We start from the raw sequence: 23886 nt of genomic DNA, 5'->3' as shown, positions 1-23886 counted from the left end.
TATGAGACGACAAACTGCAAACCAGACGCTCAAACGTTTGGCAAAAGATTTAGCAAGTCATCCCTTCCTCCTTTTCCTAGCCTTTCTAGGAACTATTGCCCAGGTTGCCTTATCAATTTATCTTCCTATCTTGATTGGGCAGGTCATTGACCAAGCCATGGTGGCTGGTTCTTCATCAGTTTTTTGGCAGATTTTTCTCCAAATGATCTTGGTGGTCATAGGAAATACCCTTGTGCAGTGGGTCAATCCTCTCCTCTATAATCGCCTAATCTTTTCTTATACCAGAGACTTGCGAGAGCGAATCATCCATAAGCTCCATCGTTTACCGATTGCCTTTGTGGATCGACAAGGAAGTGGAGAAATGGTCAGTCGTGTAACCACGGACATCGAACAGTTGGCAACTGGCTTGACCATGATTTTTAACCAATTTTTCATTGGTGTCTTGATGATTTTTGTTAGTATTCTAGCCATGCTTCAGATTCATCTCCTCATGACTCTCTTAGTCTTGCTGTTGACGCCACTGTCTATGGTAATTTCACGTTTTATTGCCAAGAGATCCTATCATCTCTTCCAGAAGCAAACAGAGACGAGGGGGATTCAGACTCAGTTGATTGAAGAATCGTTGAACCAGCAGACCATTATCCAGTCCTTTAATGCTCAGGAAGAGTTTATCCAAAGGCTGCACGAGGCTAATGCCAATTATGCAGGTTATTCTCAGTCAGCTATCTTTTATTCTTCAACAGTTAATCCTTCGACTCGCTTTGTAAATGCGCTCATTTATGCGCTTCTAGCTGGAGTGGGAGCTTATCGTATCATGATAGGCTCTACCTTGACTATCGGGCGTTTAGTGACTTTTTTGAATTATGTCCAACAGTACACTAAGCCCTTTAACGATATTTCCTCAGTTCTAGCCGAATTGCAAAGTGCTCTTGCTTGCGCAGAGCGTGTCTATGCTGTCTTAGATAGCACTGAGCTGGCTGAAACTGGTAAGGAAGTCTTGACCAGTGACCAAGTTAAAGGAGCTATTTCCTTTAAACATGTCTCTTTTGGTTACCATCCTGAAAAGATTTTGATTAAGGATTTATCTATTGATATTCCAGCTGGTATCAAGGTGGCTATCGTTGGTCCGACAGGTGCTGGCAAATCAACTCTTATCAATCTCCTCATGCGTTTTTATCCTATTAACTTGGGAGATATCTTGCTAGACGGGAAATCCATTTATGGCTATAGTCGTGCCTCTTTACGACAACAGTTTGGAATGGTGCTCCAAGAAACCTGGCTTAAGCAAGGGACTATTCATGACAATATTGCCTTTGGTAACCCTGAAGCCAGTCGGGAGCAGGTGATTGCTGCTGCCAAAGCAGCCAATGCAGACTTTTTCATCCAACAGTTGCCTCAGGGATACGATACTAAGTTGGAAAATGCTGGAGAATCTCTTTCTGTTGGTCAAGCCCAGCTTTTGACAATTGCCCGAGTCTTTCTGGCTATTCCAAAGATTCTTATCTTAGACGAGGCGACTTCTTCCATCGATACACGGACAGAAGTGCTGGTTCAGGATGCCTTTGCTAAACTCATGAAGGGGCGCACAAGCTTTATCATCGCCCACCGCTTGTCAACCATTCAGGATGCGGATCTGATTCTTGTCTTGGTGGATGGTGACATCGTGGAGTATGGAAACCATCAGGATCTCATAGCTAGAAAGGGCAAGTATTACCAAATGCAGCAAGCTGCAGCTTTTAGCTCTGAATAATCCTTTCTATTTTAAAATCTTATAGACAAAAAAAGTTGCCTTTAGGTGACTTTTTTGTTACAATAGCTAGAAAAATTATTCACTGTAAATTGTCTTATAGAAAAGGAGCCTAGAATGAAAGTCTATCAGCATGTAAATATCGTGACTTGTGATCAAGATTTTCATGTTTATCTGAATGGAATCTTAGCAGTTAAGGATTCTCAAATCGTCTATGTTGGTCTAGAGAAGATAGAGATTTTAGAGCAAGCTGAGCAGATTATAGACTATCAGGGAGCCTGGATTATGCCTGGTTTGGTCAATTGTCACACCCATTCTGCTATGACAGGATTGAGAGGGATCCGAGATGATAGCAACCTCCATGAATGGCTCAATGACTATATCTGGCCTGCAGAAGCAGGATTTACTCCTGACATGACTACCAAGGCGGTCAAAGAAGCTCTGACAGAGATGCTCCAGTCAGGAACAACAACCTTTAATGATATGTATAATCCCAATGGTGTGGATATTGAACGGATTTATCAGGCAGTGAAAGATTCCAAGATGCGTTGTTATTTCTCGCCGACCCTCTTTTCTTCAGGGGCAGAAACAACTGCTGAGACCATTGCAAGAACTCGAGCAATTATTGAGGAAATTTTAGGATATGAAAATCCAAATTTCAAGGTTATGGTAGCACCACATTCTCCTTACAGCTGTAGTAGAGACTTGCTGGCAGAAAGCTTAGATATGGCAAAAGAGTTGAATATTCCTATCCATATCCACGTGGCGGAGACCAAGGAGGAGTCAGGAATTATCCTGAAACGCTACGGCAAACGCCCCCTTGCTTTTCTAGAAGAACTGGGTTACTTAGATCATCCGTCCGTCTTTGCTCACGGGGTCGAATTAAATGAGAGAGAAATTGAGCGTTTGGTGACTTCTCAAGTGGCTATCGCCCACAATCCTATCAGTAACCTCAAACTGGCATCAGGAATTGCTCCTATCATTCAACTGCAAAAAGCAGGAGTAGCAGTCGGAATTGCCACTGACTCGGTAGCTTCCAACAACAACCTTGATATGTTTGAGGAAGGACGAACAGCAGCTCTCTTACAGAAAATGAAGAGTGGAGATGCCAGCCAGTTTCCAATCGAAACAGCCCTCAAAGCTCTAACGATAGAAGGTGCTAAGGTTCTTGGAATGGAAAATGAAATAGGAAGTCTGGAAGTTGGCAAGCAAGCAGATTTTCTGGTCATCCAACCACAAGGGAAAATCCATCTTCAACCCCAAGAAAATATGCTCTCTCACCTAGTCTATGCTGTCAAGTCCAGTGATGTTGATGATGTTTATATTGCTGGAGAACAGGTTGTTAAGCAAGGTCAAGTCCTGACAGTAGAACTTTAGAAGAAAAATCACGAAAAAATTTTAAAAAAAGTTTGCAAAAATCTTGCATTCTTTTTTTAACTATGCTATACTTATATACGGTTTGAAAAAACTGCCTAAGACAGTAGGGGAGCAGGACTCATAAATATCCTACCGAGGACAAAACGTATCATGTAAAAAGAAGCGTATTGTACTTTCGTGTCTAGGTTTGGGCGCGTTTTTCTTTTGGAAAAATTCCCCAAGCAAAATAATTACGGAGGTGAACACACTAATGAGTGAAGCAATTATTGCTAAGAAAGCGGAACTAGTTGACGTAGTAGCTGAAAAAATGAAAGCTGCTGCAGCTATCGTCGTTGTAGACGCTCGTGGTTTGACAGTTGAGCAAGATACAGTTCTTCGTCGTGAGCTTCGTGGAAGCGAAGTTGAGTATAAAGTCATTAAAAACTCAATCTTACGTCGTGCAGCTGAAAAAGCTGGTCTTGAAGATCTTGCATCTGTATTTGTTGGACCATCTGCAATTGCATTTTCTAATGAAGATGTTATCGCACCAGCGAAAATCTTGAACGACTTTTCTAAAAACGCTGAAGCACTTGAAATCAAAGGTGGTGCAATCGAAGGCGCTGTCGCATCTAAAGAAGAGATTCTTGCACTTGCAACTCTTCCAAACCGCGAAGGACTTCTTTCTATGCTCCTTTCTGTACTTCAAGCGCCAGTGCGCAACGTTGCTCTTGCAGTCAAAGCGGTTGCAGAAAGCAAAGAAGACGCAGCTTAATCTTAAGCTACGCAGCGTAGCCTAGCTACGAAAAAACTATTATAAAATTTAAAACTTATTTGGAGGAAATAACAATGGCATTGAACATTGAAAACATTATTGCTGAAATTAAAGAAGCTTCAATCCTTGAATTGAACGACCTTGTAAAAGCTATCGAAGAAGAATTTGGTGTAACTGCAGCTGCTCCTGTAGCTGTTGCTGCAGCTGGTGCTGCTGACGCTGGTGCTGCTAAAGATTCATTCGACGTTGAATTGACATCTGCAGGCGACAAAAAAGTTGGCGTTATCAAAGTTGTACGTGAAATCACTGGTCTTGGACTTAAAGAAGCTAAAGAACTTGTTGACGGTGCACCAGCACTTGTTAAAGAAGGCGTTGCAACTGCAGAAGCTGAAGAAATCAAAGCTAAATTGGAAGAAGCTGGAGCTTCAGTTACTCTTAAATAAGAGGCATATACCAATTAGAATTCGGAATACTATAGTATCAGCCTTTTAGAATCGTGAACACATTTTAGAAACTGATAAATTAATTTAGTTTCCTACCAAAAACCCTACCAAAAATTAATTTGGCAGGGTTTTTCTTTTTAATAAAATTATTTTGGAGAACAGGGCTCGTTTTAAATGACCAGAAGTAAACTATGTATAGATTCTAATTATATTAGAATTTCGTATTTCAAATTTTGTAGAAATTTTTAAGAATCCTGACTATCGTTGTCATTATTTTGCAAAACATAAAAAATCAGAGTCAGATTTAGATTTTGCAGAATTTGTCTTTCAAAATCGGGAAAATCCAGATGAATTACAACACCATTTTGATTTTATCTATGGTGTTCAGACTGATGAAAATCCAATCCAATCCAACCCAAGCTTTAGCTCGTTTTCGTCAGAATGAAATTACAAAAGAAGAAATGCTTGCTGAGTTTAGAAACCCCTATTCTTTTAAACAATTATACATTCACAACCAATCTTAAAATAAAGAAGGTTTATCAATCAAAAACAGGAGAGGAGTTACAAAAATGGAAGTAGTATCATTGGAAAATAATATTAAACTATATAGTTCAGAATTATTTCAAGCACTATTAAAAGCCTCCAATTATAAATTGGATGAGCGTATTGCTCAGACTGTTACAGAAGTCTATGCTCGTAATCTAGATTATTCTGATCCTGAACGGATGCATGTTGGTGTAACTTCTGTTGCTAACAATTTGCTTACAAAAATTAAACAAGAGTATTTTAATGTATAGTATTTTGAAAAGCCACCGAAAAAGGAATTACTCTTTAAGGTGGCTTTTTTTAGAAGTAAAGTTTAGGCTAGAAAAACAAGAAATAACGCACCAAATTTGGTGCATTATTCTTTTTTATGCTATAATGGATTTAGAAAAATAAAGGAGTTTGCCATGATTGGAAAGAACATAAAATCCTTACGTAAAACACATGACTTAACACAACACGACTTTGCACGGATTGTAGGTATTTCACGAAATAGTCTGAGTCGTTATGAAAATGGAACTAGCTCAGTCTCTACGGAATTAATTGACATCATTTGTCAGAAATTTAATGTATCTTATGTCGATATTGTAGGAGAAGATAAAATGCTCAATCCTGTTGAAGATTATGAATTGACTTTAAAAATTGAAATTGTGAAAGAAAGAGGTGCTAATCTATTATCTCGACTCTATCGTTATCAAGATAGTCAGGGAATTAGCATTGATGATGAATCTAACCCTTGGATTTTAATGAGTGATGATCTATCTGATTTGATTCATACGAATATCTATTTAGTAGAAACTTTTGATGAAATAGAGAGATATAGCGGTTATTTGGATGGAATTGAACGTATGTTAGAGATATCTGAAAAGCGGATGGTAGCTTAATGGAAATCCAAGATTATACTGATAGTGAATTCAAACATGCTTTAGCACGGAATCTTCGTTCTCTGACAAGAGGAAAAAAGTCCAGTAAGCAACCTGTAGCGATTTTGCTTGGAGGGCAAAGTGGTGCTGGCAAGACTACAATTCATCGTATTAAACAGAAAGAATTTCAAGGAAATATTGTTATCATAGATGGCGATAGTTTTCGTTCTCAGCATCCACACTATTTAGAACTTCAGCAAGAATATGGCAAAGATAGCGTTGAATACACCAAGGATTTTGCAGGGAAAATGGTAGAGTCTTTAGTAGCCGAATTAAGCAATTTGGGATACAATCTTTTGATAGAGGGAACTTTACGAACGATTGATGTTCCAAAGAAAACAGCACAACTCTTGAAAAATAAGGGATATGAAGTACAATTAGCTTTAATTGCTACAAAGCCTGAATTGTCCTATCTGAGCACTCTTATGCGATACGAAGAACTGTACGCTATTAATCCAAATCAAGCACGCGCAACTCCAAAAGAACATCATGATTTCATTGTAAATCATCTAGTTGATAATACCCGACAGTTGGAAGAACTAGCTATCTTTGAAAGAATTCAAATTTATCAACGAGATAGAAGTTGTGTATATGATTCAGGAGAAGATAAAACTTCAGCAGCAAATGTTCTTCAAGAGTTACTGTTTGGGGAGTGGAGTCAGGTAGAGAAAGAGATGTTGAAGATAGGGCAGGAACGGTTGAGAGAGTTAAGTATGAGAACCCCAAAATAGGAGAGAATTTTTATGTATTTAAAAAGTTTATCAATAAAAAATTATAGAAAATATGGCGAAGAGGTTCAGGTAATTAACTTCGCTCATAGCAAATGGCCAGAAATGTCAGGCGATGAAGATGAAATGCAAAAGTTAAATATAACAGAAGAGTATATATCAAAAAGTTCATCATTAATTGTAGGTAAAAATAATTCTGGTAAAAGTACAATTGTCAAATTATTAAATACACTACAAAATAGCAAGTCAGGTAGTCGTAGTATTTTCAAACACACCGATTTTAATTTAAAAATATTATCAGATTGGTATCATGAAAATATTGTCAATAAATCTGAAGAAGAGATAAAAAATATTGATAAATCTCATTTTCCTAAACTAGAATTTCAGTTGATATTAGGAATTGATGATGGCAATGATTTGATTTCAAGTTTTGAAGATATATTAATTTTAAGTGGTATAGAGACAGTTGAAACTCATGAAAATCAAGAGATCTCTGAAGTGACTATCGATGTTAAGTATGAAGTTGTGGATGAAGTAGCTTTTTTAGAAGATCTGGTTAAAATTAAGACTAGCTATTTTAATGATAGTCAACAGTACGATGAACTATATAAAAAAGAGCTTCAATATCGACAATTTTTAGCTTTATTTAGCAGTAATTACTTTGTATTAAATTTTTATCCTATAGGAAGAGAGGAGCCAGCTAAAGAGTTTTCTCTATCTTCATTGTTTAAGGTGGATACAATAGAAGCGAATACGGTTAAAAATGACAAGACACTTTCGCAAGCTTACAACAAAATAGTTTCAACTTATATAAAAAATAATGATATTGAAGAGATTAATAGTTTAGTTGGTGGTATTAATTATCTAGTAAAGGGGATGGTTGATGCCAATATAAGGGATATTCTTCAAAGCGCCGTGTCTAGTATTGAATCAACTAAGAATCTAAAGATGAATTTACATCCAGATGTAACTTTAGAGAAAATTTTTGCAAATAGTATTATTTATGAGTACCAAGAGGGAAATAACAACATACCTGAGAGCCAGTTTGGTATGGGGTATACAAATTTGATGGTAATTATCGCAAAGATTGTTGATTATATTGAGCTATACAGTGAGAAAGATATTAATGGTTCAGTAAATATTCTTTGTATTGAAGAACCAGAGTCATTTATGCATCCACAGATGCAAGAGTTATTTATAAAAAATATTTCAAAAGCAATTGCGACATTACTAGGTAAAAAACAACAACTAGATACCTTTCAAATTATCATCACAACTCACTCAACCCATATTTTAAACAGTAAGATTCAATCAGGAAACACTCTAAATAATATTAGTTATCTAGGTCAAGCAGGTGTAAATAATATTATAAAAAACATAAGTGATGACGCAATAGTATCTGGTGTAGATATTGACAAAAAAGCTTATGAATATATCAAGAAATATTTAAGGCTAGAGGTGTCAGACATTTTCTTTGCTGATGCAGCCATTTTAGTTGAGGGCGTTTCAGAAGAAACCTATTTAAGATATGAAATTGATAAACATCCAATATTAAAAAATCATCATATTAAAGTTTATAGAATTGATGGCGCCTATGCTCATCAGTTCGTGAGTTTATTAGATTTGTTAGGAATCAAAACTGTTATTTTTACAGATATGGATTTGAAAAGAAAAGAGAAAGATGAAGACGGGGAAAAGATTGATATCCTTTCATACAATATTAATGATTTAAATATTCAATATGCAAATTCAACGGAGTGTTTGACTACAAATGGTACTCTACAATATTTTATAAAAAAAGAACTAAATGATAAAAAGGCAAAATATGACAAAATTAATCCAAAGTTAATTGAAATGCTTGCTGATAAAGATGAGTTAGTTATTATTTGTGAAAATATTTCAATGTATTCTCAAGGCAAAATAAATGGATATTACGCAACTAGTTTTGAGGAGGCAATTGTTTTAACAAATGCAGGAAACGAAGATGAAAATAAATACAAGAAATCCTTGATTAAAGCACTACAATATGTCCATCCTAATATGAAGTATTTTGGTGATATTGATGAAACATCAGAAATAGCCGATAAATCTTATATGTATCAAGTTAAATTATCTGATGGAAAATCAAGATTTTCTACTGGGATTGTATATTTATCTGTAACTGATAACGACTTTAGCCTCAAACAACCTCAGTATATTGAATCAGGTTTGAACTCACTTTGTAGTTATTTTAAGGAGTAAACTATGACATATACGATTAGTCCAGAAAATAAACAACTAGAGTTAGATATTCAGCAAAAAATTAATAAATGTTTAGATAACTTTGAGAGTTTTTGTTTTGATGCCGGTGCTGGTGCAGGGAAAACCTATGCATTACAAAAGTCAATTGAACATATTTTGAAGACGGAGGGAGAAAATTTAAAATTACGAAATCAAAAAATCTTATGTATCACTTACACTAATGCCGCAAAAGATGAGATTCTTAGTCGGCTTGGTAAAAATTCTGCTATACTGGTCTCTACAATCCATGAATTTCTATGGGAATTTATTTCTATTCAGCAAGAGTCACTGAATATAGAACATAAGAATAAAATAATTGATGAACTCCATACTATTGATTATAAAATAAATGAAAATTCTCTTTCTAGTAATGTGGTTCTGCCTGAGTTTCAAAATGTTGTTTGTAAGGATGATTTTATAAAAACTTTTTATAGTTATTACGGTACTTCTGCTAGAGATTTTAGAGATGCAATGAAAAATTATGATACTTACTTTGAGACTTATCTCAGTAATATTTCTAATTTTAAAAATCTGGTTAAGGACATTAATAAAAAGAGTAGATTATCAAAAACATTGAAGGATATTGAGGATAAAGAATCTAAAAAAATTATTTATAATCCAGTTCAAAACCGTGATAAACTTGAAAATTATGTCATTAGTCATGATACATTATTACTTTACTGTAAAAATATAATTACTGATAAAGATATATTAAAGAGATTATTTTCGGATAGGTATCCATATATTTTAATCGATGAGTACCAAGATACAGATGAAAAAGTTGTTGCTATTATTGATAGTATCAGGGAATATTCAAATTCTAGGAAAAAGTTAGTAGTAGGATTTTTTGGTGACTCCTTGCAAAATATTTATGGTTCGGGAGTGGGGATTCTTCCAAAAAAAGAAGAGTATAAGAGTATTGAGAAAGTCTTCAATCGGCGTTCTTCTATGCAAATAGTAGAGTTGATTGAAAAAATTAGAAACGACAATTTTGGGCAACAATCTATATATACTGATTTTGATAATGGATCTTATAATTTTTATATCTCAGGTGATGATTTTAATATAGATACTTTTTTACAGGAAAATCACCTGATTAATAATACGGCCTGTCTTCTTATGAAAAATGATGATATTTCCAAAGCAAGAGGTTTTGATGAAATATTATCAGTATTGAAAAAGTTCCCTCGATTTAGTGGTGCGAACTTTGAGAATGTGTCTAATGAATTTTTACAGAAAAATTTACAGCATATGGGATGGTTTTTGAGAGAGATTTTAACTTTCATAGACTTCATTCAAAAGGTAAGGGATGATAATTCAACGGTTAGGGAGATTATTCAGTTTATAACATCGAATAAACTAAAACTAACATTTGCAGTAATGAAGCAATTTATTGGTAATTTGAGAGAGCCTAACCTATCTACATTATCAATTGATAGATGCATTGATGAAATTACAAATATTCAGGAACCAATCTCAGGTAATGATATTCTAAAAAAAATATTTTCATTAGATGATATTGCTGAGAACATTTTGTTGAATATAAAGAATCGTGCTTATGATTATTTTTACTATTCTCAAGATTCGGAGGAATCAGAAAGAGAAATGACAGTTATTGATGAATTTTTTAATCTAGATATTTCTCAATTTATCAAGTGGTATAATTATATTTTTGATGATTCGAAACAAGAGAGTATTAGTTACTATACCTTGCATGGTTCTAAGGGATTAGAATTTGATAATGTAGTTGTTGTATTACAAGATAATTTTGCTAGAAAAAATGATTATTGTAAATATTATTTTGAAAATTATGGGAATCCAGATTGTTTGGATAAACGCTTTAGTGAAGTTCGTAATTTGCTTTACGTTGCTTGTTCCAGAGCTAAATTAAATCTTCATGTAATTTATATTTGTAGTTTACATGAAAGTATATTAGAAAATATTGAAAGTATTTTTGATGATATTAAATATATAAACACAAAATAATTTTTATTAGAATTAGAGAGGTTGGGTAAAAAATCTTTAAAATCAATAAAACGTATAGTATCAGGTTTTAAAAAAACTAGATATTAGAGTAACTACATTAGTAGCTTAAAAACATGATTAAACCGCTATTCTTAGGAGTAGCGGTTTTTCTTTTTGTTCTAAAAGGGGCAAAAAAGTTGGCGAGTAAGTAATTTCCCAACCGTTTAACTCAACCTAAAAATCCCCAATCGTAGCGATTGAGGATTAAGCAAATGAGTATTAAACAATACCTTGGGCAATCATAGCGTTTGCTACATTTTCAAAGGCAGCAATGTTAGCTCCTGCAAGGTAGTCTTTATCAAGACCGTATGTTTCTGAAGTTGTTTTAGCTGTGTTAAAGATGTTTGTCATGATGTCTTTGAGACGTCCATCAACTTCTTCACGAGTCCATGAGAGGCGAAGACTGTTTTGGCTCATTTCAAGAGCTGAAACGGCTACACCACCAGCGTTGGCAGCTTTTGCAGGTCCGTAGAAGATACCATTTTCTTTGTAAACTTTGATGGCATCAAGGTCACTTGGCATGTTAGCACCTTCAGATACACAGATAACGCCTTGAGCAACTAAACGTTTAGCTGCCTCACCGTTGATTTCATTTTGAGTAGCACATGGAAGAGCAATGTCATAGTTTCCAGAGTAAGTCCATACAGAACCTTCGTGGTAGCTTGCAGTTGCTTTTTCAGCGGCATACTCAGTCAAGCGAGCACGACGTTTTTCTTTAACATCTACTAAAAGATCGAAGTCGATACCATTTTCATCGATGACATAACCATTTGAGTCAGAAACAGAGATAACAGTTGCACCGAGTTCAGTCGCTTTTTGAAGAGCGTATTGAGCAACGTTACCAGAACCTGAAATAACCACTTTCTTACCAGCAAAGCTGTTGCCGTTAGCTTTAAGCATTTCTTCAGTGTAGTAAACCAAACCGTAACCAGTTGCTTCTGGACGAATCAAGCTACCACCAAATCCAAGAGGTTTACCAGTCAAGACACCAGCATCAAATTGGTTAAGGCGTTTGTATTGACCATAAAGGTAACCAATCTCACGTCCACCAACACCGATATCACCAGCAGGTACGTCAAGTGATGGTCCGATGTGTTTTTGCAATTCAGTCATGAAGCTTTGACAGAAGCGCATCACTTCAGCATCTGTTTTACCTTTAGGATCGAAGTCTGATCCACCTTTACCTCCACCGATAGGAAGTCCAGTCAAAACGTTTTTAAAGATTTGTTCAAATCCGAGGAATTTCAAAATCCCTTGGTTTACAGTTGGGTGGAAACGAAGTCCGCCTTTGTATGGTCCAACAGCTGAGTTGAATTGAACACGGTAACCACGGTTTACTTGAATTTTTCCATCACGGTCAACCCAAGGAACACGGAAAGAAATCACGCGCTCTGGCTCAGTAATACGTGCCAAGATATTTTCTTCGATATACTCAGGGTGTTTTTCAAATACAGGTTCCAAAGTGTTGAAAAATTCTTCAACAGCTTGGAGGAATTCAGCCTCATGCCCGTTACGAGCTTTTACAGTTTCAAACACGCTTTGGATATATTCTTTAGCAGATGTCATATCGTTCTCCTTAAATTCTAATTTAATTATGTGTGTCATTATAGCAGAATTTTTTTTAACTGTAAAGAGAAAAACAAAAATTTTCTAAAAATTCTATCAATTTAGTTCCAGATTTTTCTTTAATTCATAAAATACGAACCTTTTTCTTTGAAATATCTTTCTCAAAGAGAAATTGTGAAAATATGGTATAATATTAGCAATAAAAGGAATCTGGAGGATTAGAATCATGGTATCAACGAAAACACAAATTGCTGGTTTTGAATTTGACAATTGTTTGATGAATGCAGCAGGTGTGGCTTGTATGACGATAGTGGAGTTAGAAGAGGTCAAAAACTCAGCAGCAGGTACTTTTGTGACCAAGACTGCGACCTTGGACTTTCGTCAGGGAAATCCTGAACCACGCTATCAAGATGTTCCACTTGGTTCTATCAACTCTATGGGATTACCGAATAATGGCTTAGATTATTATTTGGACTATCTTTTGGATCTGCAGGAAAAAGAGCCGAACCGGACTTTCTTCCTATCTCTAGTTGGAATGTCTCCAGAGGAAACCCATACTATCTTGAAAAAAGTCCAAGAGAGTGAGTTTCGTGGTCTGACTGAGCTAAATCTTTCCTGTCCAAATGTTCCAGGTAAACCTCAGATTGCCTATGATTTTGAGACAACAGACCGGATTTTGGCAGAAGTATTTGCCTACTTCACCAAACCTCTTGGAATTAAATTGCCACCATATTTTGATATTGTTCACTTTGACCAAGCGGCAGCTATTTTCAATAAGTATCCTCTTAAGTTTGTCAACTGCGTCAACTCTATCGGAAACGGCCTTTGTATAGAAGATGAGTCTGTCGTTATTCGTCCTAAAAATGGTTTCGGTGGCATTGGTGGCGAGTATATCAAACCGACTGCTCTAGCTAATGTTCACGCCTTTTATCAACGTTTAAATCCTCAAATCCAAATCATCGGAACAGGTGGAGTTTTGACTGGTCGTGATGCCTTTGAACATATCCTCTGTGGAGCAAGTATGGTGCAGGTGGGAACCACCCTTCACAAAGAAGGAGTTGGTGCTTTTGATCGTATTACCAATGAACTGAAAGCAATCATGGCGGAAAAAGGGTACGAAAGCCTAGAAGATTTCCGTGGGAAATTGCGCTATATTGATTAAATTCATTAAAAATCAGAAGAAAGGAGAGAAGATGCTAGCCATTGAAGAAAGTCAGAAGTTGACTTTATCAAATTTACCTAGTCTGAGCCTATTTACAGGGACAGATCAGGGTCAGTTTGAAGTTATGAAGAGTCAAGTATTGAAACAGATTGGTTATGATTCTGCCGACCTCAACTTTGCCTACTTTGATATGAAAGAAGTAGTTTACAAGGATGTGGAACTGGAGTTGGTCAGTCTTCCTTTCTTTGCGGATGAAAAAATCGTGATATTAGACCATTTTGTTGATATCACGACTGCTAAAAAACGCTTTTTGACAGATGATGAGCTCAAGTCATTTGAGGAATACTTTGACAATCCTTCACTAACAACCAAGTTGATAATCTTTGCAGAAGGAAAGCTGGATAGCAAAAGACGGCTGGTAAAATTACTTAAGCGTGATGCCAAGGTCTTTGATGCAGTAGAAGCCAAAGAACAAGAATTGCGCCAGTATTTCCAAAAGTGGAGTCAGAAACAAGGTCTGCAGTTTGCCAATCATTCTTTTGAAAATCTCCTCATCAAGTCTGGTTTTCAATTTAGCGAAATCCAGAAAAATCTCCTCTTTTTACAGTCCTATAAGGAAGACTCTGTTATCGAGGAAGAGGATATTGTTAACGCAATTCTCAAGACCTTGCAGGACAATATTTTTGATTTAACTCAGTTTATTCTGACTAAAAAGATGGACCAGGCGCGCGATTTGGTTAGAGACTTGACCTTGCAAGGAGAAGATGAAATCAAGTTGATTGCAGTCATGCTAGGACAATTTCGGACTTTTACTCAGGTGAAGATTTTGTCGGAGTCTGGGCAAACAGAAGCGCAGATTGCAAGTAGTCTAGGAAGTTTTCTCGGACGCAATCCAAATCCCTATCAGATTAAGTTTGCGCTGAGAGATTCAAGAGGACTTTCCTTGAGCTTTTTGAAACAAGTTATTTCCTACTTGATTGAGACAGACTATCAGATTAAGACAGGTCTGTATGAAAAAGGTTTCCTTTTTGAAAAGGCACTCTTACAGATTGCTAGTCAGGTCAATTGACATTTTTTTGAAACTACAACCCGCGTCAGGATTATTATTTTGTCATGGGTTTCTTGCTGATTTTCAAAGAGTATTATTAGAAAGTATTTCAGTGATTTCTTCATCCATAAGCAAAAAACTTGAAAAAAGTGAATGTTTGCGTTATCATTTTCATATAGAAAGAAAAAGAGGTATTACAGATGGCTATTATCTTACCAGATCTTCCATATGCATACGACGCTTTGGAACCATACATCGATGCGGAAACAATGCACTTGCACCATGACAAACACCATCAAACTTATGTCAACAATGCTAATGCAGCTCTTGAAAAACACCCTGAAATCGGTGAAGACCTTGAAGCCTTGCTTGCTGATGTAGAATCTATCCCAGCTGATATCCGTCAAGCGCTTATTAACAATGGTGGTGGACACTTGAACCACGCTCTTTTCTGGGAATTGATGACTCCTGAGAAAACAGCTCCTTCAGCAGAACTTGCAGCAGCAATCGATGCAACATTTGGTTCATTTGAAGAATTCCAAGCAGCCTTCACTGCAGCAGCAACAACTCGTTTCGGTTCTGGATGGGCATGGTTGGTTGTCAACAAAGAAGGGAAGCTTGAAGTGACTTCAACAGCAAACCAAGACACACCAATCTCAGAAGGTAAAAAACCAATCTTGGGCTTGGACGTTTGGGAACATGCTTACTACGTGAAATACCGCAACGTGCGTCCTGACTACATCAAAGCTTTCTTCTCAGTGATCAACTGGAACAAAGTAGATGAATTGTACGCAGCTGCTAAATAATGATAGTTGGAGGGAAGAATGGTTCTTCTCTTTTTTAGGTTATATGATTCGAGTCTGACAAAATCGTCAGACTTTTTTCATTTTTATGAGAAACGTGCTAACTGCTAGAAATTATGGTAGAATAAATTATTAAGTAATCGTGGAAAAAGGATATCTATGCGAAAAGAAATTGCACCTGAATTATACAACTATAACAAGTTTCCTGGTCCTGAGTTTCATTTACACGGGGACAAGGTTGAAACGGAAGGGATAGCTTTTTCCTTGGTGGAAAATATCAAGGATGCCTTTGATGTGACGGCTTTTAATCAGCGTTTTTCAGAAGTCTTAACCAAGTTTGATTATATAGTGGGAGACTGGAGCAACGAACAGCTTCGCCTACGAGGTTTTTATAAGGATAATCGAACAGAAGAAAAACTTGAAAAAATCAGTCGTTTACAAGACTACCTTTTAGAGTATTGTAGTTATGGTTGTGCCTATTTTGTCTTAGAAAATGAAGCTCCTAAGCGAGCATCATTTGACAAGAAAATGCGTAAGAAGGAAGAAGAACAGCCTTCTAGAAAAGGAAAGAAACCGACTCAAACCAAACGAAAACCGAATGCAGATAAGAAAAATAGACGTCGTCAGAAAGACCAGCATTCTCAGAAAGAGGACAAGGGGCAACGTCATTTTGTCATTCGTCAGAAGTGAGTAGAGAATAAGGAGAAGAAATGAAACCGTCAATTTATAGTTTAACACGTCAAACCATGCAGGAATGGGTTTTGAAGCAGGGAGAAAAGAAATTCCGTGCAGATCAAATCTGGGAATGGCTTTACCGTAAACGTGTCCAGTCATTTGAAGAGATGACCAACCTTTCCAAGGATTTGATTGCTAAGCTTAATGACCAGTTTGTGGTCAATCCCTTGAAACAACGTATCGTTCAAGAGTCTGCTGATGGGACAGTTAAATATCTTTTTGAATTGCCAGATGGAATGCTGATTGAGACAGTACTCATGCGTCAACACTACGGTTTATCTGTCTGTGTGACCACTCAGGTCGGCTGTAATATCGGTTGTACCTTCTGTGCCTCTGGTTTGATTAAGAAACAACGTGACCTCAATAACGGTGAAATCGTAGCGCAAATCATGCTGGTTCAGAAATACTTTGATGAGCGTGGTCAGGATGAACGCGTCAGCCATATCGTTGTCATGGGAATCGGTGAGCCCTTTGATAACTATAACAATGTCTTGAATTTCGTCCGTACTATCAACGATGACAAGGGAATGGCTATAGGTGCTCGTCACATCACGGTTTCAACCTCAGGTTTGGCCCATAAAATTCGTGATTTTGCTAATGAAGGTGTTCAGGTCAATCTTGCCGTTTCCCTTCACGCACCTAACAATGAGTTGCGTTCAAGCATCATGAAGATTAACCGTGCCTTTCCAATTGAAAAACTCTTTGCAGCGATTGAGTACTACATTGAGACAACTAATCGTCGTGTGACTTTTGAATATATCATGCTTAATGAAGTTAATGACGGTGTAGAACAAGCCTTGGAATTGGCTGAATTGCTCAAGAATATCAAGAAATTGTCTTATGTAAACTTGATTCCTTATAACCCAGTTAGTGAGCATGACCAATATAGCCGTAGTCCTAAAGAGCGCGTCCTGGCCTTCTATGATACGCTTAAGAAAAAAGGTGTTAACTGTGTTGTTCGTCAAGAGCATGGTACTGATATTGATGCAGCTTGTGGACAATTGCGTTCCAATACAATGAAACGTGACCGCCAGAAAGCAGTCGCAGCAGTCAATCCTTAATGATGAAGAAGACTTATAATCGTATTTTGGTCTGGGGAGTCATTTTCTATAGTATTTGTATCGTTTACTTTTGCTTTACTCCTCAAGAACATTCTCCCGTGGGGGTGGAAACTCCAGGTATTCAGCATCTTGGACGCCTGGTTTTTCTTTTGACTCCTTTCAATTCTCTCTGGAAACTGGGTGAGGTGAGTGACATAGGACAATTATGTTGGCTTTTTCTACAAAATATCCTCAATGTCTTCTTACTTTTTCCTCTGATTTTCCAACTCCTTTATCTCCTTCCAAATTTGCGTAAGACAAGAAAAGTGATCTTTTTCAGTTTTCTTATAAGCCTAGGAATTGAGTGTACGCAGTTAGTCTTAGATTTTTTCTTTGATTTTAATCGCGTCTTTGAGATTGATGATTTGTGGACCAATACCTTGGGTGGCTATCTGGCTTGGTTTCTCTATAAACAATTACATAAAAACAAGATAAGGAATTAAAATGAGTATTTTAGAAGTTAAAAATCTGAGTCATGGTTTTGGTGACCGTGCAATTTTTGAAGATGTGTCCTTCCGTCTCCTTAAGGGAGAACATATCGGTCTGATCGGTGCCAATGGTGAAGGAAAATCAACCTTTATGAGTATCGTGACTGGTAAAATGCTGCCAGATGAAGGAAAGGTAGAGTGGTCCAAATATGTGACTGCTGGATACTTAGACCAACATTCTGTCCTTGCTGAAGGGCAGTCGGTGCGCGATGTTCTCCGTACTGCTTTTGATGAGCTTTTCAAAGCAGAAGCTCGTATCAATGACCTCTATATGGAAATGGCTGAAGACGGAGCGGATGTTGATGCTCTCATGGAAGAAGTGGGAGAACTTCAAGACCGTCTGGAGAGTCGTGATTTCTATACCTTGGATGCTAAGATTGACGAAGTAGCGCGTGCCCTTGGTGTCATGGATTTTGGCATGGATACAGATGTAACTTCTTTGTCAGGTGGGCAAAGAACCAAGGTGCTTTTGGCTAAACTCCTCCTTGAAAAACCCGATATCTTGCTTTTGGACGAGCCGACCAACTACTTGGATGCTGAGCATATTGATTGGCTCAAGCGTTATCTCCAAAACTATGAGAATGCCTTTGTCCTTATTTCGCATGATATTCCATTCCTAAATGACGTTATCAATATTGTCTATCATGTGGAAAATCAACAGTTGACGCGTTACTCTGGTGATTACTACCAGTTCCAAGAAGTCTATGCTATGAAGAAATCTCAGCTAGAGGCAGCCTACGAACGCCAGCAGAAAGAGATTGCCGACCTTAAAGATTTTGTCGCTCGAAACAAAGCACGTGTTGCAACACGAAACATGGCCATGTCTCGTCAGAAGAAATTGGATAAGATGGATATTATCGAACTGCAAAGTGAGAAACCAAAGCCATCCTTTGATTTCAAACCGGCTCGTACACCAGGGCGCTTTATTTTCCAAGCCAAGGATTTGCAGATTGGTTATGACCGTCCTCTGACCAAGCCACTAAATCTTACTTTTGAACGTAATCAAAAGGTTGCTATTATCGGGGCAAATGGTATCGGGAAAACAACTCTCTTGAAGTCTCTCTTGGGTATTATTCCGCCAATCGCTGGGGAAGTAGAACGTGGTGACTACCTAGAACTTGGCTACTTTGAACAAGAAGTAGAAGGTGGAAATCGTCAAACACCACTAGAGGCTGTTTGGAATGCCTTTCCAGCCCTCAACCAAGCAGAAGTTCGTGCAGCCCTTGCTCGTTGTGGTTTGACAACTAAGCATATCGAAAGCCAAATTCAGGTCTTGTCAGGTGGGGAACAAGCCAAGGTACGCTTCTGTCTCCTGATGAATCGTGAAAACAACGTTTTAGTGTTGGACGAGCCGACCAACCACTTGGATGTGGATGCCAAGGATGAACTCAAACGTGCTCTCAAAGAATACAAGGGATCTATTCTTATGGTCTGTCACGAACCAGACTTCTATGAAGGCTGGATGGACCAAATCTGGGATTTTAACAAGCTAACTTAAGTATGAGGATAAAAGAAATACAGTACCGAATGTGGATACTGTATTTTTTTGGTTTTTATGATTTAAAATCGTAGTCTTTCACCACTTCGATGCTATCGATAGTAATAGTAGTAGTTGGCTTGTCTTTTTCATCTTTTTCGGCTTTAGCAATTTTATCTACAACGTCCATACCATCAATCACTTGACCAAAGACTGGGTGTTTGCCATCTAGACTAGGATTTCCCCCTTCTTTGTAGGCTTCGATGATTTTCTTTGGATACTTGCTTGTAGGGAGTTTAGCAGAGGTATCTGTAGAGTTTTGGTTGATGAAGAACTGGCTACCATTGGTGTTTGGTTGACCAGTATTAGCCATAGAAAGAGCGCCACGGATGTTATAGAGATAAGGAGTAATCTCGTTTTTGAAACCAGTTCCCTTGTCTTTAGTCTTATCTTTGTCATGCCAGATGGACTGACCACCTGTACCGTCCCCTTTTGGATCTCCAGTTTGAACCATGAAGCCATCGATGACACGGTGAAAGGTAATGCCGTTATAGTAGCCTTCTTTGGCATGAGTGAGGAAGTTTTCAACCGCTAGAGGAGCGAGTTTAGGGAAGAGTTTGATACGGATATCTCCTTGACTTGTGTGGAGAATCACTTCAGCCTCGTCTTCAGCAACTTCTTTAGATAGTTGTGGGAAATTGGCGTTTTCGTTTGTTAAAGCATCGTTTAAGTCCTTGGCTGATTGGGCTGCTGCTTTGGAGCTCTCTTCAGCGGCTAAGCTAGAATCAACATAGTCATCACCACGCAGGCTGCGTTGGATGCTGCTGCATCCAGCTAGGGCTACAGTGGATAGTAAAAGAAGGGTTGCTAGTTTTTTCATACTGTTCCTCTCAAAAATTCATTTCTACCATTGTACCCTAAAAAGAAGGGGATTTCAAATATTAGTGACAAGGTAGTTTTAGAGGAGCCAACCAGAAAGTCGCTTGCTTAGGGGTATCAATGCCATAAGTGTACTCAAAGTATTTAGGGAACCAGATCTTAAGAAAGCTCGTAAAGCATCACAATTAGTAAACGTTAATTCGAAAGAATTACTATATTTTAAAAGAGCACATTTTCAAAGGATTTTTCTTTTGGCTTCAATTTCTAATTAGTCAATGAACTTAATACTAGGTCTCGAAAAGAATTATGCTTCCTCTTTCTGTCTGAGTTCAAAGAGGTCTTCTACTTTCAGATTAAAAACTTGAGCAATTTTAAGAGCCATTTCCAGCGAAGGGTTGTAACGGTTATTTTCCAAGTGCAGAATTGTCTCGCGTCGCATGCCAATGCGGTCGGCTAACTCCTGCTGGGTCATGCCTGTGGACTCACGAACAGATTTGAGATTAGTAATAATCTTGCTTTCTTTGGCCATGCTTATCCTCTACGTTCCAAGATAAAATAGACAACCGCAAAGATGCAAATCAAGGCAGCTATGCTAATAAAGATCTGGCCCATGTAAAGAGTGAGAGCCCCTATATACCCAATGATAACTGCTAGGATCATCAGTGCGCCTAGTATAAAAACAAACATCAAGCTAGCTGCCTTTGCTAAATTAGCATAAAAGCGTTCGTCCGGAGTTTCCTTGACATTTTTTAAAGAGAAAAAACCAAATCCAATCATTTCAATAACGAGGATAATTCCCAAAATCCATTCTTTAATACCAGAACTTACGCTAGGGGTCGCAACCCAAATTCCTACTGTATAAAAAATGCTTGCTGCAAACACAAGTATCGTGTAAAGCTTAGCAGACAAGTCAAAAATAATCTTTCCCTTACCTTTCTGACTCTTATGTAGCCAGCTACAAATAGCTACAATTTGACCTGACACTGAAATACCAGTAATAACTAACTTGGGTCCCCAACTAAGATTAGAACCAAATAAAACAATAAAATCAATAAAGAGAGCTACGGCAATCATTGCAATGAGGCCACGCATTTTTTGACTTTTTTTCATGATAGACTCCTTTTTTGTGTTATAAATATATAACACTTAAATTTTATGTTATAAATATATCACATTTGAATTTGGAAAGCAAGAATTTATGTGCCAAGGTGGCAATTATTTGAAAAATTTTTTTAATAAAAGCCCTCAATAGTCAAACAACTAAAGAATTCTTTGAAGCAATGCATCGGATTTGATTTGGATAGTTTCGTTAATAATATTTGATGATAAAGAATTTTTGGAAAATCTAGATACTGTATGAATCTCTACTTTTTTTCTTAGACTGTTATAAAGTCTATCAGAATAAGCGTTATAGGTGTAGAAGTTAATTTTTACAGAACTAAATTATTCCCCTATTTAGAATCTATTAATTCATATTTTATAAATTAATTAGTAGATATCATTCTTAAAATCCTTGATATTTCGTTTGGGAACAGGCTTGAGATTTAGAAGCCAAGTATCCAAATCTCGTTCAGGCGATATGAAGAGTTTGACTTGATGCTCTTTATAAAATGTTTCTAAAATAGTATTTACGGATAGCCTCTTTCAAACATTTATTTCCTACTTCTAACAAATTTCTAAATGGTTTAAGAATTTTATAGTCTGTCAAGTTTTTTTCTTGACACCTGTCAGAAATCTGATATAATAGAACATGTGCTAAATAGCTCAGCTATTTCACCGAAATAAAAAATAAGAAAAGAGACTTTAAAAATGGCAGTTAAAATCCGTTTGACTCGTATGGGTTCTAAGAAAAAACCTTTCTACCGTATCAACGTAGCAGATTCACGTTCACCACGTGACGGACGTTTCATCGAAACAGTTGGAACTTACAACCCACTTGTTGCTGAAAACCAAGTGACTTTGAAAGAAGACCGCGTTCTTGCATGGTTGGCTGATGGAGCTCAACCTTCAGATACAGTTCGTAACATCCTTTCAAAAGAAGGTGTATTGAAGAAATTCCACGATTCTAAATTCTCAAAATAAGTTTAAAGTAGGTTGACAGATGGATACGATTGAAAATCTCATTATTGCGATTGTGAAACCCTTGATTTCACAACCAGATGCCTTAACTATCAAGATTGAAGATACACCAGAGTTTTTGGAATATCATTTGGATCTTGATCAAAGCGATGTGGGTCGTGTAATCGGTCGTAAGGGTCGCACTATTTCTGCGATAAGAACGATTGTCTACTCTGTCCCAACTGAAGACAAAAAAGTAAGAATCGTTATTGACGAAAAATAAGAAGGGCGGGACGGATGTCTCGCTTTTTTTGTGTGGAGAAGTGTAAAATAGCATCCATCAAGTAACAGCATAATCGGGATTTGAAGGATTTTTGAAGGGGGACATCTAAGACGATAAGAAATCAATTTTTTACTAATAAAGAAGGTATTAGTAAATATAAGAAAGAGAAAGCAAGGAAAATGGTAGATTATGCTATAAAAGTAAGGAATCTCCAAGAGGCAGATAAGTTGGAACTTGTGAGACAAGAACGAGAAAGGCAGACTAGACTAGTAGAGTCCTTTTTAGTCAATGAACTAGATAAACGGTGATAGAAAGCATAAAATACTAATCCTAGAAATAGCATCTAGTATTTTACTATGCTACAATGGAAAGACAGTCTCAAAGAATTCTAGTCAATCAATCTTTAGAATAGCTATTTTTAAAAGGAGTAACAGTCTATGAACGAGAAAACAAAAGCTTACCTAGCAGCCGTATCCTTTTCAGCCATCATTGGATTTTCTTTTTTATTTACTAAGATTGCTTTAGGCTATGCCAGTCCTCTCACAAACTTAGCGCATCGCTATACAATCGCAGCTTTAGTAATGGTCGTTCTTCATCAAACCAAACTTATCAAAGTGAGTTTAAGTAGAAAAGATATTTTTTCTATTCTTCCGATGAGTCTTTTCTATCCACTTCTCTTTTTTATTTTTCAATCCTTTGCTTTACAGTATATATCGTCTTCTGAAGCTGGAATTTTACAGGCTCTTGTCCCGATTTTTACGCTCCTTTTAGCATCGGCCTTTCTCAAGGAAAAGACAAGCTTGCTTCAAAAGTTCTTTTTATTTTTATCCGTAGCAGGAGTAGTTTTCATCTTCCTTAGTAAAGGAGCTAACTTTGGTACTGAGACTGCTAGTTTTGGTTTTCTCTTGATGTTGGGATCTGTTCTCGCCAATGCACTAAACAATATCCTCAGCAAGGCTAAAGGAGATCGCTATCGGGCCATGGATATGACAGCTGTTGTGATATTTGTTGGCTTCGTCACCTTTAATACGTTGAGTCTGACCTCGCACTATCTAGATGGCAACATATTAGCCTACGTTGCACCTCTCGGACAGCTTCCTTATCTGCTTTCAATTCTCTATTTGGGAGTTCTAGCCTCTATCGTTACTGGTAGTCTCTCTATCTATGCTATTGTTCGACTTGGAGCATCAACCGTCAGTGTCTTTGGTAATCTTGGAACAGTTTTGACCATTCTAGCCGGAGCCCTTATCCTCCACGAACCAATTTATAGCTACCATGTAATCGGAGCAACTTTGATTATTGCTGGAATTTTAGGCATGAATCTGATGAGAAAAAAGTAAAGATTGCTGAGCAGTCTTTTTCTTAATCTAAATAATACAGAAAATTCAAAATTTTTAATGGACTTAAGTTTAGAAAACGATGATTTTAATATAGCATGATAAAATAGATAAAAAGAATGACACTAGGATA

24 protein-coding genes and 1 other annotated feature are annotated in these 23886 nt (G+C 37.1%); of the genes, 20 read left to right on the top strand and 4 right to left on the bottom strand.

Annotation, left to right across the window (positions count from 1 at the left end; all coding sequences use genetic code 11):
• Window position 1: 1 nt before the first annotated feature.
• The 10 genes from FQT24_RS04375 (at window position 2) to FQT24_RS04325 (ending at window position 10778) form a co-directional block, all read left to right on the top strand.
• Window positions 2–1750, top strand: coding sequence for an ABC transporter ATP-binding protein (locus tag FQT24_RS04375; protein WP_143952289.1), 1749 nt, complete (start codon window positions 2–4; stop codon window positions 1748–1750).
• A gap of 114 nt (window positions 1751–1864) precedes the next feature.
• Entirely contained in the window at window positions 1865–3124 is a 1260-nt protein-coding gene (locus tag FQT24_RS04370) for a TRZ/ATZ family protein (RefSeq protein WP_143952288.1), read from the top strand.
• Window positions 3125–3200: 76 nt separating this feature from the next.
• Window positions 3201–3336 (top strand) — a sequence feature (ribosomal protein L10 leader region).
• Between the two features lie 38 nt (window positions 3337–3374).
• Window positions 3375–3875: a 50S ribosomal protein L10 gene (rplJ, locus tag FQT24_RS04360; RefSeq protein ID WP_042900879.1), complete on the top strand. Its 501-nt coding sequence runs from the start codon at window positions 3375–3377 to the stop codon at window positions 3873–3875.
• 74 nt (window positions 3876–3949) lie between these two features.
• A complete protein-coding gene (gene rplL / locus FQT24_RS04355; protein WP_001196965.1) occupies window positions 3950–4318 on the top strand; it encodes a 50S ribosomal protein L7/L12 in 369 nt (122 codons plus the stop codon).
• 347 nt (window positions 4319–4665) lie between these two features.
• Window positions 4666–4842, top strand: coding sequence for a hypothetical protein (locus tag FQT24_RS11050; RefSeq protein ID WP_260666252.1), 177 nt, complete (start codon window positions 4666–4668; stop codon window positions 4840–4842).
• 45 nt (window positions 4843–4887) lie between these two features.
• Window positions 4888–5115 carry a hypothetical protein gene (locus FQT24_RS04345; RefSeq protein WP_143952287.1) on the top strand — a complete coding sequence of 76 codons (228 nt, stop codon included), beginning with the start codon at window positions 4888–4890 and terminating at the stop codon, window positions 5113–5115.
• A 153-nt stretch (window positions 5116–5268) separates the two neighbouring features.
• Window positions 5269–5745: a type II toxin-antitoxin system antitoxin PezA gene (gene pezA, locus FQT24_RS04340; protein ID WP_000579600.1), complete on the top strand. Its 477-nt coding sequence runs from the start codon at window positions 5269–5271 to the stop codon at window positions 5743–5745.
• Entirely contained in the window at window positions 5745–6515 is a 771-nt protein-coding gene (pezT, locus tag FQT24_RS04335) for a type II toxin-antitoxin system toxin PezT (protein ID WP_143952286.1), read from the top strand. Before pezA ends, pezT begins: the two co-directional genes overlap by 1 nt.
• A 12-nt stretch (window positions 6516–6527) precedes the next feature.
• Entirely contained in the window at window positions 6528–8753 is a 2226-nt protein-coding gene (locus FQT24_RS04330) for an AAA family ATPase (protein ID WP_143952285.1), read from the top strand.
• 3 nt (window positions 8754–8756) lie between these two features.
• On the top strand, window positions 8757–10778 hold the full coding sequence (locus tag FQT24_RS04325; RefSeq protein ID WP_143952284.1) for a UvrD-helicase domain-containing protein: 2022 nt from the start codon (window positions 8757–8759) through the stop codon (window positions 10776–10778).
• 258 nt (window positions 10779–11036) lie between these two features.
• Here FQT24_RS04325 and gdhA read toward each other — a convergent pair whose 3' ends face one another.
• Window positions 11037–12383 (bottom strand): NADP-specific glutamate dehydrogenase, encoded by a 1347-nt coding sequence (gdhA, locus tag FQT24_RS04320; protein WP_143952283.1) that lies wholly within the window; start codon window positions 12381–12383, stop codon window positions 11037–11039.
• A 226-nt stretch (window positions 12384–12609) separates the two neighbouring features.
• On the opposite strand from gdhA, the gene FQT24_RS04315 reads away from it, so the two are divergent.
• The 7 genes from FQT24_RS04315 to FQT24_RS04285 all read left to right on the top strand — a co-directional run bounded on the left by FQT24_RS04315 (window position 12610) and on the right by FQT24_RS04285 (window position 19217).
• Window positions 12610–13545, top strand: a complete 936-nt coding sequence (locus FQT24_RS04315; protein ID WP_143952282.1) for a dihydroorotate oxidase — start codon at window positions 12610–12612, stop codon at window positions 13543–13545.
• Window positions 13546–13576: 31 nt separating this feature from the next.
• Complete coding sequence (gene holA, locus FQT24_RS04310) at window positions 13577–14614, top strand: DNA polymerase III subunit delta (protein ID WP_143952281.1); 1038 nt, start codon at window positions 13577–13579, stop codon at window positions 14612–14614.
• Window positions 14615–14793: 179 nt separating this feature from the next.
• Complete coding sequence (sodA, locus tag FQT24_RS04305) at window positions 14794–15399, top strand: superoxide dismutase SodA (protein WP_000974733.1); 606 nt, start codon at window positions 14794–14796, stop codon at window positions 15397–15399.
• A gap of 156 nt (window positions 15400–15555) precedes the next feature.
• Window positions 15556–16086: a YutD family protein gene (locus tag FQT24_RS04300; RefSeq protein WP_070842581.1), complete on the top strand. Its 531-nt coding sequence runs from the start codon at window positions 15556–15558 to the stop codon at window positions 16084–16086.
• Between the two features lie 20 nt (window positions 16087–16106).
• Entirely contained in the window at window positions 16107–17192 is a 1086-nt protein-coding gene (gene rlmN / locus FQT24_RS04295) for a dual-specificity RNA methyltransferase RlmN (RefSeq protein WP_143952280.1), read from the top strand.
• Window positions 17192–17674: a VanZ family protein gene (locus FQT24_RS04290; protein WP_143952279.1), complete on the top strand. Its 483-nt coding sequence runs from the start codon at window positions 17192–17194 to the stop codon at window positions 17672–17674. Before rlmN ends, FQT24_RS04290 begins: the two co-directional genes overlap by 1 nt.
• Before the next feature lies 1 nt (window position 17675).
• Window positions 17676–19217, top strand: a complete 1542-nt coding sequence (locus FQT24_RS04285) for an ABC-F family ATP-binding cassette domain-containing protein (protein WP_143952278.1) — start codon at window positions 17676–17678, stop codon at window positions 19215–19217.
• Between the two features lie 55 nt (window positions 19218–19272).
• On the opposite strand, the gene FQT24_RS04280 is transcribed toward FQT24_RS04285, so the two are convergent.
• From FQT24_RS04280 to FQT24_RS04270, 3 genes are all read right to left on the bottom strand, one after another.
• Window positions 19273–20076: a peptidylprolyl isomerase gene (locus tag FQT24_RS04280; RefSeq protein WP_143952277.1), complete on the bottom strand. Its 804-nt coding sequence runs from the start codon at window positions 20074–20076 to the stop codon at window positions 19273–19275.
• A gap of 303 nt (window positions 20077–20379) precedes the next feature.
• On the bottom strand, window positions 20380–20604 hold the full coding sequence (locus tag FQT24_RS04275) for a helix-turn-helix transcriptional regulator (RefSeq protein WP_001041099.1): 225 nt from the start codon (window positions 20602–20604) through the stop codon (window positions 20380–20382).
• Window positions 20605–20606: 2 nt separating this feature from the next.
• Window positions 20607–21185, bottom strand: coding sequence for a hypothetical protein (locus tag FQT24_RS04270; RefSeq protein WP_143952276.1), 579 nt, complete (start codon window positions 21183–21185; stop codon window positions 20607–20609).
• Window positions 21186–21884: 699 nt separating this feature from the next.
• Here FQT24_RS04270 and rpsP point away from each other — a divergent pair.
• The 3 genes from rpsP to FQT24_RS04255 all read left to right on the top strand — a co-directional run bounded on the left by rpsP (window position 21885) and on the right by FQT24_RS04255 (window position 23756).
• On the top strand, window positions 21885–22157 hold the full coding sequence (rpsP, locus tag FQT24_RS04265; RefSeq protein ID WP_000268760.1) for a 30S ribosomal protein S16: 273 nt from the start codon (window positions 21885–21887) through the stop codon (window positions 22155–22157).
• Window positions 22158–22176: 19 nt separating this feature from the next.
• Window positions 22177–22416, top strand: a complete 240-nt coding sequence (gene kphA / locus FQT24_RS04260) for an RNA-binding protein KphA (RefSeq protein WP_000379617.1) — start codon at window positions 22177–22179, stop codon at window positions 22414–22416.
• 437 nt (window positions 22417–22853) lie between these two features.
• Window positions 22854–23756, top strand: a complete 903-nt coding sequence (locus tag FQT24_RS04255; protein ID WP_143952275.1) for a DMT family transporter — start codon at window positions 22854–22856, stop codon at window positions 23754–23756.
• Window positions 23757–23886: the final 130 nt, after the last annotated feature.

The organism is Streptococcus mitis (genome assembly GCF_901542415.1).
In the GTDB taxonomy this organism is placed as follows: Bacteria; Bacillota; Bacilli; order Lactobacillales; family Streptococcaceae; genus Streptococcus; species Streptococcus mitis_BL.
Note: the sequence above shows the minus strand (reverse complement) of the source record. Positions and strands in the feature narration are given on the sequence as shown.

Bases quoted from the DNA above. Each gene is read 5' to 3' on its own strand.
- FQT24_RS04375 (WP_143952289.1), top strand. From the start codon at position 2: ATGAGACGACAAACTGCAAACCAGACGCTCAAACGTTTGGCAAAAGAT.
- FQT24_RS04370 (WP_143952288.1), top strand. From the start codon at position 1,865: ATGAAAGTCTATCAGCATGTAAATATCGTGACTTGTGATCAAGATTTT.
- rplJ (WP_042900879.1), top strand. From the start codon at position 3,375: ATGAGTGAAGCAATTATTGCTAAGAAAGCGGAACTAGTTGACGTAGTA.
- rplL (WP_001196965.1), top strand. From the start codon at position 3,950: ATGGCATTGAACATTGAAAACATTATTGCTGAAATTAAAGAAGCTTCA.
- FQT24_RS11050 (WP_260666252.1), top strand. From the start codon at position 4,666: ATGAATTACAACACCATTTTGATTTTATCTATGGTGTTCAGACTGATG.
- FQT24_RS04345 (WP_143952287.1), top strand. From the start codon at position 4,888: ATGGAAGTAGTATCATTGGAAAATAATATTAAACTATATAGTTCAGAA.
- pezA (WP_000579600.1), top strand. From the start codon at position 5,269: ATGATTGGAAAGAACATAAAATCCTTACGTAAAACACATGACTTAACA.
- pezT (WP_143952286.1), top strand. From the start codon at position 5,745: ATGGAAATCCAAGATTATACTGATAGTGAATTCAAACATGCTTTAGCA.
- FQT24_RS04330 (WP_143952285.1), top strand. From the start codon at position 6,528: ATGTATTTAAAAAGTTTATCAATAAAAAATTATAGAAAATATGGCGAA.
- FQT24_RS04325 (WP_143952284.1), top strand. From the start codon at position 8,757: ATGACATATACGATTAGTCCAGAAAATAAACAACTAGAGTTAGATATT.
- gdhA (WP_143952283.1), bottom strand. From the start codon at position 12,383: ATGACATCTGCTAAAGAATATATCCAAAGCGTGTTTGAAACTGTAAAA.
- FQT24_RS04315 (WP_143952282.1), top strand. From the start codon at position 12,610: ATGGTATCAACGAAAACACAAATTGCTGGTTTTGAATTTGACAATTGT.
- holA (WP_143952281.1), top strand. From the start codon at position 13,577: ATGCTAGCCATTGAAGAAAGTCAGAAGTTGACTTTATCAAATTTACCT.
- sodA (WP_000974733.1), top strand. From the start codon at position 14,794: ATGGCTATTATCTTACCAGATCTTCCATATGCATACGACGCTTTGGAA.
- FQT24_RS04300 (WP_070842581.1), top strand. From the start codon at position 15,556: ATGCGAAAAGAAATTGCACCTGAATTATACAACTATAACAAGTTTCCT.
- rlmN (WP_143952280.1), top strand. From the start codon at position 16,107: ATGAAACCGTCAATTTATAGTTTAACACGTCAAACCATGCAGGAATGG.
- FQT24_RS04290 (WP_143952279.1), top strand. From the start codon at position 17,192: ATGATGAAGAAGACTTATAATCGTATTTTGGTCTGGGGAGTCATTTTC.
- FQT24_RS04285 (WP_143952278.1), top strand. From the start codon at position 17,676: ATGAGTATTTTAGAAGTTAAAAATCTGAGTCATGGTTTTGGTGACCGT.
- FQT24_RS04280 (WP_143952277.1), bottom strand. From the start codon at position 20,076: ATGAAAAAACTAGCAACCCTTCTTTTACTATCCACTGTAGCCCTAGCT.
- FQT24_RS04275 (WP_001041099.1), bottom strand. From the start codon at position 20,604: ATGGCCAAAGAAAGCAAGATTATTACTAATCTCAAATCTGTTCGTGAG.
- FQT24_RS04270 (WP_143952276.1), bottom strand. From the start codon at position 21,185: ATGAAAAAAAGTCAAAAAATGCGTGGCCTCATTGCAATGATTGCCGTA.
- rpsP (WP_000268760.1), top strand. From the start codon at position 21,885: ATGGCAGTTAAAATCCGTTTGACTCGTATGGGTTCTAAGAAAAAACCT.
- kphA (WP_000379617.1), top strand. From the start codon at position 22,177: ATGGATACGATTGAAAATCTCATTATTGCGATTGTGAAACCCTTGATT.
- FQT24_RS04255 (WP_143952275.1), top strand. From the start codon at position 22,854: ATGAACGAGAAAACAAAAGCTTACCTAGCAGCCGTATCCTTTTCAGCC.